Here is a 13,873-nt window from a genome sequence, read left to right as displayed (position 1 = left end):
GGGGCCTCGTCCTCAAACGCCGGACGGGCTGAACAGCTGGACCGGCGTTGACAAGGCTCCGCCCTCGGCGGGCGGGTCGGCGAGCTACTGGTCCGAGGAGAAGCGGACCGCGCCCGCTGGGATTCTCGCGTCGCACCAGATCCTCATGCCGTCCCTCAGTTCGTTGTCGGGGCCGATGACCGCGCCGTCGCCGATGACCGTGCCGGTGAGGACGGAGCGTTCGCCGACGCGGGCGCGGGTGCCGATCAGGGAGTCGGTGATGACGGCGCCGGGTTCGATGACGGCGCCCGGGAGGATCGTCGAGCCGAACACCCGGGCCCCCTCCGCGACGAAGGCGCCCTCGCCCACCACCGTGCCGCCCGTGAGCTTGGCGTCCGGGGCGACCCGCGCCGTCGGCAGGATCAGCCGGTCGCCGCAACGGCCGGGGACCGCCGGGGAGGGCGCGCGGCCCAGGACCAGGTCCGCGGAGCCCCGTACGAAGGCGGCCGGGGTGCCCAGGTCCAGCCAGTACGTGGAGTCGACCATGCCCTGGAGGTGGGCGCCGGCCGACAGGAGGTTCGGGAACGTCTCGCGTTCCACGGACACCGGACGGCCCGCCGGGATCGTGTCGATGACCGAGCGGCGGAAGACGTACGCCCCCGCGTTGATCTGGTCGGTGACGATCTCCTCGGGGGTCTGCGGCTTCTCCAGGAAGGCCAGGACCCTGCCCGTCTCGTCGGTGGGGACCAGACCGTAGGCGCGCGGGTCCGTGACCTGGGTGAGATGGAGGGAGACGTCCGCGCCGGAGGACTCATGGGTGTCGACGAGCCGGCGGATGTCGAGTCCGCTCAGGATGTCGCCGTTGAAGACCAGGACCGGGTCCTCGGGGGCGGAGTGGAGGTAGGAGGCGGCGTTGCGGATGGCGCCCCCCGTGCCGAGGGGCGGCTTCTCCGGCACGTACTCGATGTGCACCCCGAACGACGACCCGTCGCCGAAGTACGGCTGGAAGTCCTCGGCGAGATACGAGGTGGCCAGGACGATGTGCCGGACCCCCGCGGCTCTCGCTCTCGCCAGCTGGTGCTCCAGGAAGGGGACACCGGCCGCCCGGACCATGGGCTTCGGTGTGTGCACCGTGAGCGGGCGCAGCCTCGTGCCCTTGCCGCCGACCAGGAGGATCGCTTCTGTCACCTGTCGTCTCTGCTTCCTGCCGGGACCGGCCGAAACTCTCTTTCGGCCGGCCAGTGTATGCAGATCGTCGTGCGAGGCCTTCGACGGCACGGTGGCGTGTGGCGGTTTCGCCCCTGTCCCCCGAGGGCGGTGAATGCGAACTCCTGTCGGGCTCAACGGCCTTGGTAGTGGGCCGCGGTCGAGCGGGCCGTGCCGAGCTTGCGGTAGAGCTGCCGGCCCGGGCACTCCGTGGCGAATCCGTCACGATGGCCGGAGATCACATTCAGGCGGACGTTCTTTCCCTTTCGGTAGAGATTGCCACCGCCCGACTTGAGATATGTCTTGCCGCGCGGATTCGCCCCGTAGAGCCCGAGTTTCCAGGCCGTGAGACGGGCGATGGCCTTCAGTACGGCCGCCGGTGGTTTGCTCGAACCGAAACTGCCGAGGACCGCGATCCCCATGCTGTCGGTGTTGAAACCGAGCGTGTGGGCGCCCAGGACCGGCTTCGCCACTCCACCCGCCCGGCCCTCGTAGATGTTTCCGCACTTGTCGACGAGGAAGTTGTAGCCGATGTCGCGCCAGCCCATGCTCCTGACGTGGTACCGGTAGATACCGCGAATGACGGAGGGGGCCTGCGCGCAGCTGTATCCGTTGCCGGACGCGGTGTGGTGGACGAAGGCCGCCTTGACCTTCTTCGTGTAGACGAACCCCTTCTCGCGCAGCGACTCGTCGGCGCCCCAGCCCCGGCGCGTGATGATCCGGGGGCGGGGGCCGATGTAGGGATTCGCCCGCTGCGCCGCCGCCGGCTCGCCCAGCCGCAGGGTGCGCACCTCGCGCAGGGTCGCGGAGCGCGTCAGGGCCGGGATCGCCGTGGCGCCGAGGGGCGCGAGGTCGGCGTCGGCGGCGGAGGCGGCCAGGGACGCGGCGGACTCGGCCGACTCGGCGGTCACCGGGCGGACGCGGGGGGCGCCGGCCGAGATGCCGTGCAGGGCGGGCGGAAGGGCGGCGCGGGGGGCCGGCTCCTGGCCGGGGTCCACGAGTTCGAGGCGGAGGCCGGAGGGAAGGGGGCCGGCGGCCGCCACGGCGCGGGTGCCGCGGGCGCCTTCGTCCGTACGGCGTTCCCCCTCGGCCCTGACCCGTACGTCGACGCCGTCCGAGTCGCCCACCCACAGCGGTGCCGTGGCGCCGCGGACATGCCCCGAGAGGCGCTCGGCGGCTCCCGGGTCGGCGCCGTCGTCGTTGTGCGTCTGCAGGTCCTGCCAGCCGGACCAGGCACCGGTGCCCGCCTCACGCGTGCGGACCTGGACCCGGCCGTGGAGTTCGAGGTCCGGGTCGTCCCAGACCACGCCGACCATCGAGAAGTGGTGCACGTCGTCGCGGGTCAGGCCCTGCTCGGGTGCGACGGGGCCGAGCGCCCGGTCGCGGGTGGAGGGGGTGAGGGGGACCAGCGGAAGGGACTCGGTGCCGCCCGGGACACCGGACGCGTCCGGGACGCCGGGGGCGTCGAGGGCAGGGAAAGCGTTGAGGGCGTCCGGGTGGACGAGCGTCGGCGCGGATCTCGCTCCGCTCTGCGCCGGGCTCGTCGTCGCCGCGGCGGCGGACGGGGTGAGCGGAAGGACGAGGGCGGCCGCGCAGGTGACGCCGATCGTCGTCGCGGTCGAGGAGGCAAGGAATCCACGCATGTCCCTGATGTTGGACATCATCATATTTGTCTGTCCATTCGGGAACTGACGGGGCGTCGGTTCCCGTTGCGCCGAACCGGTGGCGTCGGCGGCCGGTGCGGCGGAGGGCGGCCGCGTACCCTTGCGCGGGTGAATGCCACTGATCGCACCCCTGCCGACCTGCTGTCTTCCGCGCTGGCCGCGGATCCCGGACGCCCCCTGGTGACGTTCTACGACGACGCCACGGGCGAACGGGTCGAACTCTCCGTGGCGACCTTCGCCAATTGGGTGGCCAAGACGGCGAATCTGCTGCAGGGCGGCCTGGCCGCGGGGCCCGGGGACCGGGTGGCGCTGCTGCTTCCCGCGCACTGGCAGACGGCCGTATGGCTGCTCGCGTGTCAGTCGGTGGGGGCCGTCGCGGACGTGGGCGGGGATCCGTCCGCCGCCGATGTCGTGGTGAGCGGTCCGGACGCGCTGGAGGCGGCCCGGGCCTGCCGCGGTGAGCGGGTCGCCCTCGCGTTGCGGCCGTTGGGCGGGCGGTTCCCGCAGGTTCCGGACGGGTTCGTGGACTACGCCGTCGAGGTGCCGGGCCAGGGGGACCGGTTCGCCCCGTTCGCCCCGGTGGATCCCGAGGAGGCGGCCCTGATCGTGGCCGGCCGGGAGTTCAGCGGGGCGGAGGTCGTGGAGCGGGCACGGGCGGAGACCACGGAGGCCGGGGCGAGGGTTCTGTCCGGGCTGTCGTACGACAGCTGGGAGGGGCTGCGGGCCGGGCTGTACGGGCCGCTGGCGACCGGCGGGTCCGTGGTGCTGTGCCGACATCTGGACCGGCTGGACGAGGAGGCCCTCGCCAAGCGGGTGGAGAGCGAGCGGGTGACGGCCACGCGTCGCTGAGCGCCTGGGGGCCGCCGGGGACGGGGAATCGCCGTTCACCCGAACGGATCAGCACCGCACGCCGCCACCGCCCCGCCCGGGCCATGGTCGTAGCACCACTACGTCCGTACGCCATGAGGGGTGGGCCGGTCCGTGAACGACAGTTCAGGCACCCTCGGTCCCGGCGCCGGTTCGTCCGCCACCGGCAGGGGGCTGGTGCGGCGGCGCCGGCGGAAGTGGCGGCGGTGGGGCGGGCTCGGTGTGGTGCTGGTCGTCGTGGGGGCCGGGGTCGGCGGCTGGGCGGTGTACGTCAAGCTCGACGGGAACATCACCGCCGACGACGCGGCCGCCGCCGAACTCTCCCGGTACGAGAAGGAACGGCCGACGTCCCTGGTCAAGGACGCCCAGAACATTCTGCTGATCGGCTCCGACTCACGGTCCGGGGACGGCAACTCCCGGTACGGGAGGGACTCGGGGACCGAGCGGTCCGACACGACGATCCTGCTGCATCTCGCCGCCGGGCGCCGGGCCGCCACCGCGATCTCGTTGCCGCGGGACCTGATGGTGGACGTACCGGCGTGTCTGCGGCCGGACGGGACGCGGTCCGAGCCGGCGTTCGTGATGTTCAACTCCGCGTTCGAGACCGGGGGTTCGGCCTGCACGATCCGAACCGTCGAGCAGTTGACGGACGTTCGGATCGATCACCATGTCGTCGTCGACTTCCGGGGGTTCAAGGAGATGGTCGACGCCGTGGACGGGGTGCAGGTCTGTCTGCGGGAGCCCATCGACGACAAGGCCGCGAAGTTGAGGCTGCCCGCGGGGCGGGTGACGCTCGACGGGGAGCAGGCCCTCGGGTACGTGCGGGCGCGGAAGTCGCTGGGGGACGGGAGCGACACCGAGCGGATGGACCGTCAGCAGCGGTTCCTGGGCGCGCTGGTCAACAAGGTGCAGAGCAATGACGTACTACTGAATCCGGTGAAGCTCTACCCGGTGCTCGATGCCGCGACCTCGTCCCTGACCACCGATCCGGACCTGGCCAGTCTGCGCGGGCTGTACGACCTTGTGCGCGGACTGCGGGACATCCCCACGGAACGGGTGCAGTTCCTGACGGTTCCGAGGGAGTCGTACGCCTACGACTCCAATCGCGACCAGCTCGTGGAGCCGGAGGCGCAGCGGCTGTTCGCGCGGCTGCGGGCGGACGAGCCGGTTTCGGTGGTGAATGGTCACGCGGAGTACGGCGACGACGACGGAAAGTTGGCGAATCAGGGGAACGGGGAGCCGTCGAACAGCAATTCACCCGCTCCCACGTTCCGGGGGAACACGGCCGCCGAGGACACCTGTAGGTAAAGCACTCACCAAATCGCCGCACTTATGTCCGAGAAAAAGGGCGAATTGGGCTGCCCTTGGGCGTGGAATTTCTCACCGCCGTCACTGGGGGCTGAACAGGTCGGATAGCGTGAGCGGTCCGGTGCACCCCGCCGCGAGGTCCTTCCTGGCGTCGAGCACTGTGAGACCGAGACCCGAGCGCCTAGGGGGGAAGGCGCCGCGCCCCGACGGAGGATTCGGACAATCGTGGACGCGACAGGCCGTGGGCGGGCGGATGACATCGATCCCGCAGACCAATGGGTGCTCAATCCGAACACCGGTGAATACGAACTGCGACTGACTCCTTCCGCACCGCAATCGTCCGTGCCCGGCCCTCGCAGAGCCGCGGCGCCGAGGGCGGCGGGGGGCGCGGTGCGCAGCCGTACGGTGGCTCCGGAGCGGGCGCCCCAGCGGGACGTTCCTCCGCCGCGTCGGCGGCGAGGTGTGCCCGAGGAACCTCTTCCGGGGCGGCGCGGGCGTCGGCCGGTGAAGAAGAAGGGCAAGGCCAAGAAGATCGTGCTGTGGACCGGCGGGACCATGGCCTTCGTGCTGGTCGCCGCGGCCGGCGGCGCCTACCTGTACATCAAGCACCTCAACGACAACATCACCGCCGTCTCCGACGACGGCGCGAGCACCGGTGGCTTCAGCAAGGGCAAGGCCATCAACATCCTGCTGATCGGCACCGACAAGCGCACCGGCAAGGGCAACACCAAGTACGGCGACGCCGGCAGCGTCGGGCACGCGGACACGACGATCCTGCTGCATGTCTCCAAGGACCGCTCGAACGCGACCGCGCTGAGCATCCCGCGCGACCTGATCACCGACATCCCGGACTGCCCGACCAAGCTGGCCGACGGCACCGAGAAGGTCATCCCGGGCACGGACAACGTCCGCTTCAACACCAGCCTCGGGCAGGACGACCGTACGCCCAGCTGCACCGCGCGCACGGTGACCGAGCTGACCGGGATCACCCCGGACAACTTCATGGTGGCCGACTTCAACGCGGTGAAGACGCTGACCACGGCGGTGGGCGGGGTCGACGTCTGTCTGGGCAAGGACATCAACGACCCGGACTCGCATCTGAACCTGAAGAAGGGCATGCGGCACATCGAGGGCGAGACCGCGCTCGCGTTCGTGCGCACCCGGCACGCGGTGGGCTTCGGCGGCGACCTGAGCCGGATCACCCTGCAGCAGCAGTTCCTCAGCGCGCTGATGCGCAAGCTGAAGTCGAACGACACGCTCACCAACCCGGCGAAGATGGTGAAGATCGCCGAGGCCGGCACCAAGGCGCTGACCGTCGACTCCAACCTGGACAGCATCGGCAAGCTGAAGGACCTCGGGCTGGAGCTGGGCAAGCTCAATCCGAAGAACCTGACCTTCACCACGGTCCCGGTGATCGACAACCCGGCCGAGAAGGTGAAGGCGACCGTGGTGCTCAACCCGAACACGGCCCAGCCGGTGTTCGACGCGATCAAGAACGATGTCTCCTTCACCGCCGTCAAGGAGGAGAAGAAGAAGGAGGCCGCGGCGGTCGAGGCCCGGCTCAAGGGCCCCAAGTCGGCCGCCTCCGAGGTGCGGGTGCAGATCTACAACGGTGGCGCGGCGGCCGGCAGCGCGCAGGCCGAGCTCAACTACCTGCAGAACGACGCGGGCGTGCTGAAGTCGTCGAACGCGGGCAACGCGCCCGCCGCGCTGGCGAAGACCACGCTCGAGTACGCGCCCGCCCAGGCCGACCAGGCCCGCCGTCTCGCGGCCATCCTGGGCCTGTCCGGTGCGCAGCTGAAGCCCGGCAAGAGCGTGACCAACGACCAGGGTCTGCCGACGATGACCCTGACCTTGGGCAAGGACTTCCCGGGGGCGGGAGAGTCGTACTCCGCGTCGACCAAGGCGCCGGACGTCGACAAGACCACGGCCGACAAGGTCGAGTGCGCGAAGTGACCTGACGGGCCTGTCGTGCGTCTAACAGGACGCAAGGCAGGCCCGTGGACTTGGCGCAAGGGTGGGGAGGACGGGGAATGACGCAGAGCAGTGTGCGTGGGGAGGGGACGCGAGGGGGCGTCCTGAAGGCTTCCGGCGGCGAGCGAGGAATGCGGGAGGCGAGCGACGGCTCCGGCAGATCCGGTGGGGAGGAGCCCTGGGGCGGTGGCCATCGCCGGGGCGGACCCCGGCGCGGGCGGCGGGCGCTGAGATGGTCCGCGATCGTGCTGTCCGTGGTGATACTCGGGACGGCCGGCGCCGGATACCTGTACTACGAGCATCTCAGCGGCAACATCCACAAGGGCGAACGCAGCAGCGGTGACGCGAAGGCGCGCAGGACCGCGGCCAACGCGGCCGGGCAGACGCCGCTGAACCTCCTGCTGATCGGCTCCGACAGCCGTAACTCCGACGAGAACGTGAAGCTGGGCGGCGCCAAGTACGACCGCGGCAGCCCGCCGCTCGGCGATGTGCAGATGCTGATCCACCTCTCCGCGGACCGCAAGAGCGCCGCGATGGTGAGCATTCCCCGGGACACCCGGGTCGACATCCCCAAGTGCACGGATCCCAAGACGGGCAAGACGTACCCGGCGACCAACACGATCATCAACGAGTCGCTGGCCCGCGGCGGCGCCGGCTGCACGCTGGCCACCTGGGAGAACCTCACCGGGATCTACATCGACCACTGGCTGACGATCGACTTCTCGGGCGTGGTGCGCATGGCGGACGCCGTCGGCGGCGTCGACGTGTGCGTCAAGCAGAACGTGTGGGACCACCCGACGGCCGCGGTGCCCGGCGGCTCCGGTCTGAAGCTGACGGCCGGCACCCACAAGGTCGCGGGCAAGCGGGCCCTGCAGTGGCTGCGCACCCGGCACGCCTGGGGCAGCGACCTGATGCGGGCCCGCGCCCAGCACATGTACCTCAACTCGATGATCCGCGAGCTCAAGAGCCAGAACGTGTTCACCGACACCGGGCGGCTGATGGACCTGGCGGAGGCGGCCACCAAGTCGCTGTCGGTCTCCGAGGAGATCGGCAGCCCGAAGAAGCTGTACGACCTGGGCATGCAGCTCAAGTCGGTGCCGGCGGACCGCATCACCTCGGTGACGATGCCCAACGTCGAGGACCCGCAGAACAAGGAACACCTCGTGCCGAACGGGGCCGCGGCCGACCAGCTGTGGCAGATGCTCCGTGACGACATCCCGCTCGACGACAAGGGCAAGGCGTCGAACGCGAAGCAGACGTCCACCGAGGAGGAGGCCACCCAGGCCCCTTCGGCGCCCGACGGACAGATCGGCGTCGTCGTGCAGAACGCCACCCGGTCCGCCACGCTCGGCCCGGTGCCCGGGCGCGCGGGCACCATCGCCGAGGAACTGGTGGCGAAAGGTTTCACGAAGGCGTCCAAGGACGCGACGGCCGGTCTGTCCGAGGACAAGACCCTCGTGCGCTATCCGAGCGCCGAACTGGAGGGCGACGCCCAGCGGATCGCCAAGTCCCTGGGGATTCCGCTGAGTTCGGTGCAGCGGTCCACCGATGTCTCCGGCGTCACGGTCGTCGTCGGCGCCGACTGGCGTACCGGGACGGCCTATCCGAAGCAGTCCAGACCCAGGGCGGGTCAACTGCCCAGCGGGAGCGACGCCATCAACGGCGCGGACAAGAGCAAGTGCATGGACGTGTACGCGCCCTACCGCTGGTAGTCGTGCCGGTAGTCGTGAGGACTTCCTCGTGAGGGCAACCTCACGGGCCCGTCGTGGGTCTCCAAGACGTACGACGGGCCTGCACGCACGTTGACCGGGGTTTCACATGGTGACCCACAGCTGACTCCTAACTGCCTGCAGAATGATGAGGCGCGCTCACGTCCGAGAGCCCGGGGCGCAAGGGTTTGAAAGGACAACGAGGTGGCGCAGAGCAGTGCGCCTGCGGTCGAGGACACGATGTCCCTCACCCCGCAGGACGATCGAGTACGCCCCGGTCGGCGCCGTGGACGCACGGGTGACCGGGGCCGCCGGAGGCACCGAATACTGTTCTGGTCGGCGATGACCATGGCGGTCGTCATGGTCGGCGTGGCCGGGGCCGGCTATCTCTACCTCCGGCATCTCAACGGCAACATCAAGAAGGACGACCTCAACATCGGGGACGCGAAGGACCGCGCGGCCGAGCCGAAGGCGAACGCGGCCGGCCAGACCCCGCTGAACATCCTCCTGATCGGCTCCGACGCCCGGGACTCCAAGGAGAACCAGAAGCTCGGCGGGGCCAAGGACACGTACAACACCGCTCCCCGCGCCGACGTCCAGATGCTGCTGCACGTCTCCGCCGACCGCACCGACATGTCGGTCGTAAGCATGCCGCGCGACACCCTGGTCGACATCCCCGAGTGCACCGACCCGGACACCGGGAAGACGTACGCGGCGACCACGTCGACGATGACCAACGCCTCCCTGGAGCGCGGCGGCCCCGGCTGCACGGTGGCCACCTGGGAGAAGCTGACCGACATCCATGTCGACCACTTCGTGATGGTCGACTTCGCGGGCGTGGTGTCCATGGCCGACGCGATCGGCGGCGTCCCGGTCTGTGTGGACGCCGACATCTACTCGCACACCCGCAGCGGCCACGGCTCCGGGCTGAAGCTGAGGAAGGGCACCACCTCGGTCAAGGGCAAGCAGGCCCTGCAGTGGCTGCGCACCCGCTACGGGTTCGAGGACGGCAGCGACATCGCGCGCACCAAGGCCCAGCACATGTACATGAACTCGATGGTCCGCCAGCTGCGCGAGAACGCCACGCTCAGCAACCCGGGCAAGCTGCGCGCGCTGGCCGAGACGGCGACCGAGGCGCTGACCGTCGACAAGGGGCTCGGCACGGTGACCAAGCTCTACGACCTGAGCAAGGAGCTGAAGAAGGTCCCCACGGGGCGCATCACCATGACGACGATGCCGTGGGTGTACTCCGCCGACGGCAACCGGGTGCTGCCGAAGCCGACCGACGCGGCGAAGCTGTTCCGGCTGGTCCGCGAGGACATCGCGCTGGACGGCAAGGGCAAGAAGAAGAAGAAGACGACCACGACGTCGAGCGATCCGGCGGCGGCCGACGACAGGATCGCCGTGCGGGTGCAGAACGGCACCCGGAGCAGCACCCTCGGCCCCGTGAGCGGTCGGGCGAGCGCGATCGCCGGGCTCCTCGTCGGCAAGGGCTTCGACGAGGCCAGGGCGGACTCCTCGACCCTGCTCAGCGAGGACGAGACGGTGATCCGCTACCCGAGCGCCGATCTGGAGGGCGACGCCCAGCGGGTCGCCAAGGCACTCGGAGTCCCGACCGCCCAGGTGAAGAAGTCGGCCGACGTGGACGGCGTCACCCTGGTCGTCGGGGCGGACTGGCGCTCCGGCACCACGTACACGTCGGCGGACGACGACGACACGACGCCGAAGTCGGCGAGCGCTCTCAACGGCGCGGACACCAAGGCCTGTATGCACGTCGACCCGGACTACACCTGGTAGTCCGGGTCGGTCCGGTCGATGCGCGTCGGTCCGGGTCGGTTCGAGGCCGAGAAGGGCCCCGCGGTGCTCAGTTGGAGGCGAGCACCGCGGGCTTCCGCGAGGCGATGACCCGCTTGGCCAGCGACTTGGGGCTGGTCAGGAAGCCCCAGCCCCAGCACATGTGCATGGTGGCGAGGGCGACCGGGATCTGCAGCCTCGCCTTCAGGGACAACCCCTTGCCGGCCGGGACCGACCCGAGGACGATCGCCGCGAGATAGCCGCCGGGGATCAGGAGGCCCAGCGGGGTGACCAGGGCGCCGAGCACCACGCCCGCCGCGATGGCCAGGACCGCCGTCGGCGGGGCGAGATAGCGCAGGTTGATGGAGCCCTCGTGGTAGCGGGCGACGACATGCCGCCAACGCCCGTAGTCCTTGTACTGCTTGGCCAGCGCCCGCACGCTCGGCCGCGGCCGGTACGACACCCGGAGCTCCGGCGAGAACCAGATCAGCCCGCCGGACTCGCGGATGCGGAAGTTCAGCTCCCAGTCCTGGGCGCGGATGAACTCCTCGTTGTAGCCGCCCTGCCGCTCCAGCGCCTCGCGCCGGAAGACACCGAGGTAGACGGTCTCGGCCTCGCCCGCGGCACCTCCCGTGTGGAAGGACGCGTTGCCGACCCCGATCTTCGAGGTCATGGCGGCGGCGACCGCGTGCTCCCAGTCGTTCTCGCCCTCGGCGTGCATGATGCCGCCGACGTTCTGCGCGCCGGTCTCCTCCAGGAGCCGTACGGCGGTGGCGATGTAGTTCGGGGAGAGCATGCCGTGGCCGTCGACGCGGACGACGATCGGATGGCGGGAGGCCTTGATCGCGGCGTTCAGGGCGGCGGGCGTACGGCCGGTCGGATTCGGGACCGTGTACACGCGCTTGCTCGGGTCGGACGCGGTTTCCGCGACGAGCTGGGCGGCGATCTCGTCCGTGCGGTCCTTGGACGGACCGAGGGCGATCACGACCTCCAGCTCGCCGGCGTACTCCTGCGCGAGGATCGCTTGGACGGCCCCACGCAGATGCCGCTCCTCGTTCAGGACGGGCATGATCACAGAAACGGCGGGGAGCCGCACGTCGGAATTGGCGTTCATCGGTGCTCACGTTACCGCGAACGGGGGACAGCTCCGCGCCCCACCGGGGCGGCGGACCGGGCCACAGATCGTATGGACCTACGGTGCTCACGATCCCACGTACGGCCGTCGCCCGGAGGTGTCCCCCCTTGCCCACGCAGCCCCGGTCCGCCGCCCCCGCCCGCCCGCAGCGCCGCTCCCAGCCACCCCGTACCCCGCAGCAGCGGGGCGGCGGACCCCGGCCGCCCGTCCGCAAACCCCGCAGACCTCGCTGGGCGATGCGGGCGGTGACGACGCTCTCGGTGGTCGTCCTTGCCTCGGCCGGGATCGGGCACGCGGTGGTCACCAGCCTCGACGCGGACATCGCCCGAGTCGATCCCTTCAAGGACATGAAGAACCGCCCGCGGGCCGGCCACGGCATGAACGTCCTGCTGGTCGGCACGGACGGCCGCGACCAGATCACCGAGCAGGAACGCCACCGCTTCCACCTGGGCGGCGCGCCCTGCCACTGCACCGACACCATCATGATCGTGCACATCTCGGAGGACCGGGAGCGGGCCAGTGTGGTGAGCCTGCCGCGCGACTCCTACGCCGAGGTGCCCGACGCCGACGGCCCGGGCAGCCACCCGATCAAGATCAACGCGGCGTACGCGGAGGGCGGCCCCAACCTCACCGTGCGCACGGTCGAGAAGATGACCCATGTGAAGATCGACCACTATCTGGAGGTCGACTTCATCAGCTTCATGAAGACGGTGGACGTGCTCGGCGGCGTCAAGATCTGCACCGCCCAGCCCCTCAAGGACAGCTACACCGGCCTGGACCTCCCGGCCGGCACCCACACCCTGATGGGCGGCGAGGCGCTCCAGTACGTCCGCTCCCGCCATGTCGACGGCGCCTCCGACCTAGGCCGTATGAAGCGCCAACAGCGCTTCCTGGCCGCCCTCGTGGAGCGCGCCACCTCCTCCGGCATCCTCCTCAACCCGATGAAGTTCCGTGACGTGACCCACGCGGTCCTCGGCTCGGTCCGCGCCGACAAGGGCTTCGGCACGGACGAACTCCTCGATCTGGGGCGGGCGATGCGCAACTTCTCGCCCTCCTCCTCGGAGTTCACGACGGTCCCGATCGGGCAGATGGGATACGTCGTCAAGGGCATCGGTTCGACCCTGAAGTGGGACACCGCCAAGGCCGACGCGCTCTTCCGCGACCTCAGCGACGACAAGCCCCTCACCGTCCACAGGGCGCCCGTCCCCAAGGCCGTCACCGTCCAGGTGCCGCCGCGGCAGATCCGCGTCCAGGTGGAGAACGGGACGGCAACCGGAGGCCTCGGCAAGCGGGTGGACGCGGCGCTGGCGGCGACGGGCTTCCAGACCACCCGCACCCCCGCCAACGCGGCCGACCGCACCCTTGAGCGGACCCTCGTCGAGTACGACCCCCGCTGGGACCGCTCCGCGAAGTCACTGGCGGCCGCTCTGCCCGGGAGCGAGCTGCGGGCGGTGAAGGGGCTGGGGCCGACGCTGAAGGTGGTGGCGGGGGCGGACTTCAAGGACGTGCGGAAGGTCCGGGCCGAGGAGCCGCCGCAGGCGGAGAACCCGGTGGTGACCGGGGACCAGGTGGTGTGTCCGTGATCCGCGGTCCTGGCCACCGCGACCGATCGGGCTAACGCCCACCGGGCCCCCGGAGTGATTCCGGGGGCTTTTGTCGCTTTGGCGGCGTGGCTTTCGTAGCGGATTGTTCGGGTCCGCCCGATGGCGCGGGGTCCGGGTCGGGCGTAGGACAGGAAGCACACCGGGCCCACTCCGGGCCCTTCCGTGCCCCCAGGAGGAGCCATGACCCAGACCGGACCCATGACGGCCATGTCCAAGGAGATGCAGGACTGCGTCGAGGCGTGCATGACGGCCCACAGCCTGTGCGAGGAGGCTATGAGCTCCTGCATGCAGATGGGCGGCCAGGCCCAGATGCAGATCATGCGCACGCTCATGGACTGCTCCGAGATGACCCGCATGTGCGCGGACATGATGATGCGCCGCTCGCCCATGTCCGCCGAGATGTGCGCGATGTGCGCCAAGGCCTGCGACATGTGCGCCGAGGCGTGTATGTCCATGCCGGACGACCAGATGATGATGCGCTGCGCGGAGGCGTGTCGCCGCTGCGCGCAGATGTGCCGGACGATGGCGGGCGCGACGATGTGACGAGCGCCTGAACGGTCCAGGGGCACCCCTCGGGGTGCCCCCGGTCGGGTCGCCCGCCGGGGTGTACTCGCTCGGCACCGACTTCGCGTC

Annotated in this window: 10 protein-coding genes; 7 read left to right on the top strand and 3 right to left on the bottom strand. The window is 70.3% G+C overall.

All coding sequences use genetic code 11. The features are described from left to right. Positions 1–84: 84 nt before the first annotated feature. Positions 85–1,167 (bottom strand): NDP-sugar synthase, encoded by a 1,083-nt coding sequence (locus tag ABZT17_RS43200; protein ID WP_356357669.1) that lies wholly within the window; start codon positions 1,165–1,167, stop codon positions 85–87. 152 nt (positions 1,168–1,319) lie between these two features. After that, positions 1,320–2,828, bottom strand: coding sequence for a peptidoglycan recognition protein (locus ABZT17_RS43195; protein WP_356357668.1), 1,509 nt, complete (start codon positions 2,826–2,828; stop codon positions 1,320–1,322). A gap of 129 nt (positions 2,829–2,957) precedes the next feature. On the opposite strand from ABZT17_RS43195, the gene ABZT17_RS43190 reads away from it, so the two are divergent. The 5 genes from ABZT17_RS43190 to ABZT17_RS43170 all read left to right on the top strand — a co-directional run bounded on the left by ABZT17_RS43190 (position 2,958) and on the right by ABZT17_RS43170 (position 10,504). Further along, positions 2,958–3,698 carry a TIGR03089 family protein gene (locus ABZT17_RS43190; RefSeq protein WP_356357667.1) on the top strand — a complete coding sequence of 247 codons (741 nt, stop codon included), beginning with the start codon at positions 2,958–2,960 and terminating at the stop codon, positions 3,696–3,698. Positions 3,699–3,830: 132 nt separating this feature from the next. After that, positions 3,831–5,024 (top strand): LCP family protein, encoded by a 1,194-nt coding sequence (locus ABZT17_RS43185; RefSeq protein WP_356357666.1) that lies wholly within the window; start codon positions 3,831–3,833, stop codon positions 5,022–5,024. A gap of 225 nt (positions 5,025–5,249) precedes the next feature. Next, entirely contained in the window at positions 5,250–6,980 is a 1,731-nt protein-coding gene (locus ABZT17_RS43180; RefSeq protein WP_356357665.1) for an LCP family protein, read from the top strand. 77 nt (positions 6,981–7,057) lie between these two features. Beyond that, a complete protein-coding gene (locus tag ABZT17_RS43175; protein ID WP_356357664.1) occupies positions 7,058–8,710 on the top strand; it encodes an LCP family protein in 1,653 nt (550 codons plus the stop codon). 237 nt (positions 8,711–8,947) lie between these two features. Continuing rightward, entirely contained in the window at positions 8,948–10,504 is a 1,557-nt protein-coding gene (locus ABZT17_RS43170; RefSeq protein WP_356357671.1) for an LCP family protein, read from the top strand. 67 nt (positions 10,505–10,571) lie between these two features. On the opposite strand, the gene ABZT17_RS43165 is transcribed toward ABZT17_RS43170, so the two are convergent. After that, on the bottom strand, positions 10,572–11,615 hold the full coding sequence (locus ABZT17_RS43165; RefSeq protein WP_356357663.1) for a glycosyltransferase family 2 protein: 1,044 nt from the start codon (positions 11,613–11,615) through the stop codon (positions 10,572–10,574). A 257-nt stretch (positions 11,616–11,872) separates the two neighbouring features. Between ABZT17_RS43165 and ABZT17_RS43160 the strand changes: the two genes are divergently transcribed. After that, positions 11,873–13,219, top strand: a complete 1,347-nt coding sequence (locus ABZT17_RS43160) for an LCP family protein (protein ID WP_356357670.1) — start codon at positions 11,873–11,875, stop codon at positions 13,217–13,219. A gap of 201 nt (positions 13,220–13,420) precedes the next feature. Further along, positions 13,421–13,783: a four-helix bundle copper-binding protein gene (locus ABZT17_RS43155; protein WP_356357662.1), complete on the top strand. Its 363-nt coding sequence runs from the start codon at positions 13,421–13,423 to the stop codon at positions 13,781–13,783. Positions 13,784–13,873 lie beyond the last annotated feature (90 nt).

It is taken from the genome of Streptomyces sp. NPDC005648, from assembly GCF_040605395.1.
Classification (GTDB): Bacteria; Actinomycetota; Actinomycetes; order Streptomycetales; family Streptomycetaceae; genus Streptomyces.
The sequence above is the reverse complement of the archived record's forward strand: the minus strand, read 5'-3'. Positions and strand labels throughout refer to the sequence as shown.

What these genes read in the sequence shown, in the direction of transcription:
- ABZT17_RS43155 (WP_356357662.1), top strand. Translation starts at nt 13,421, where the DNA reads ATGACCCAGACCGGACCCATGACGGCCATGTCCAAGGAGATGCAGGAC.
- ABZT17_RS43160 (WP_356357670.1), top strand. Translation starts at nt 11,873, where the DNA reads ATGCGGGCGGTGACGACGCTCTCGGTGGTCGTCCTTGCCTCGGCCGGG.
- ABZT17_RS43195 (WP_356357668.1), bottom strand. Translation starts at nt 2,828, where the DNA reads ATGCGTGGATTCCTTGCCTCCTCGACCGCGACGACGATCGGCGTCACC.
- ABZT17_RS43175 (WP_356357664.1), top strand. Translation starts at nt 7,058, where the DNA reads ATGACGCAGAGCAGTGTGCGTGGGGAGGGGACGCGAGGGGGCGTCCTG.
- ABZT17_RS43165 (WP_356357663.1), bottom strand. Translation starts at nt 11,615, where the DNA reads ATGAACGCCAATTCCGACGTGCGGCTCCCCGCCGTTTCTGTGATCATG.
- ABZT17_RS43170 (WP_356357671.1), top strand. Translation starts at nt 8,948, where the DNA reads ATGTCCCTCACCCCGCAGGACGATCGAGTACGCCCCGGTCGGCGCCGT.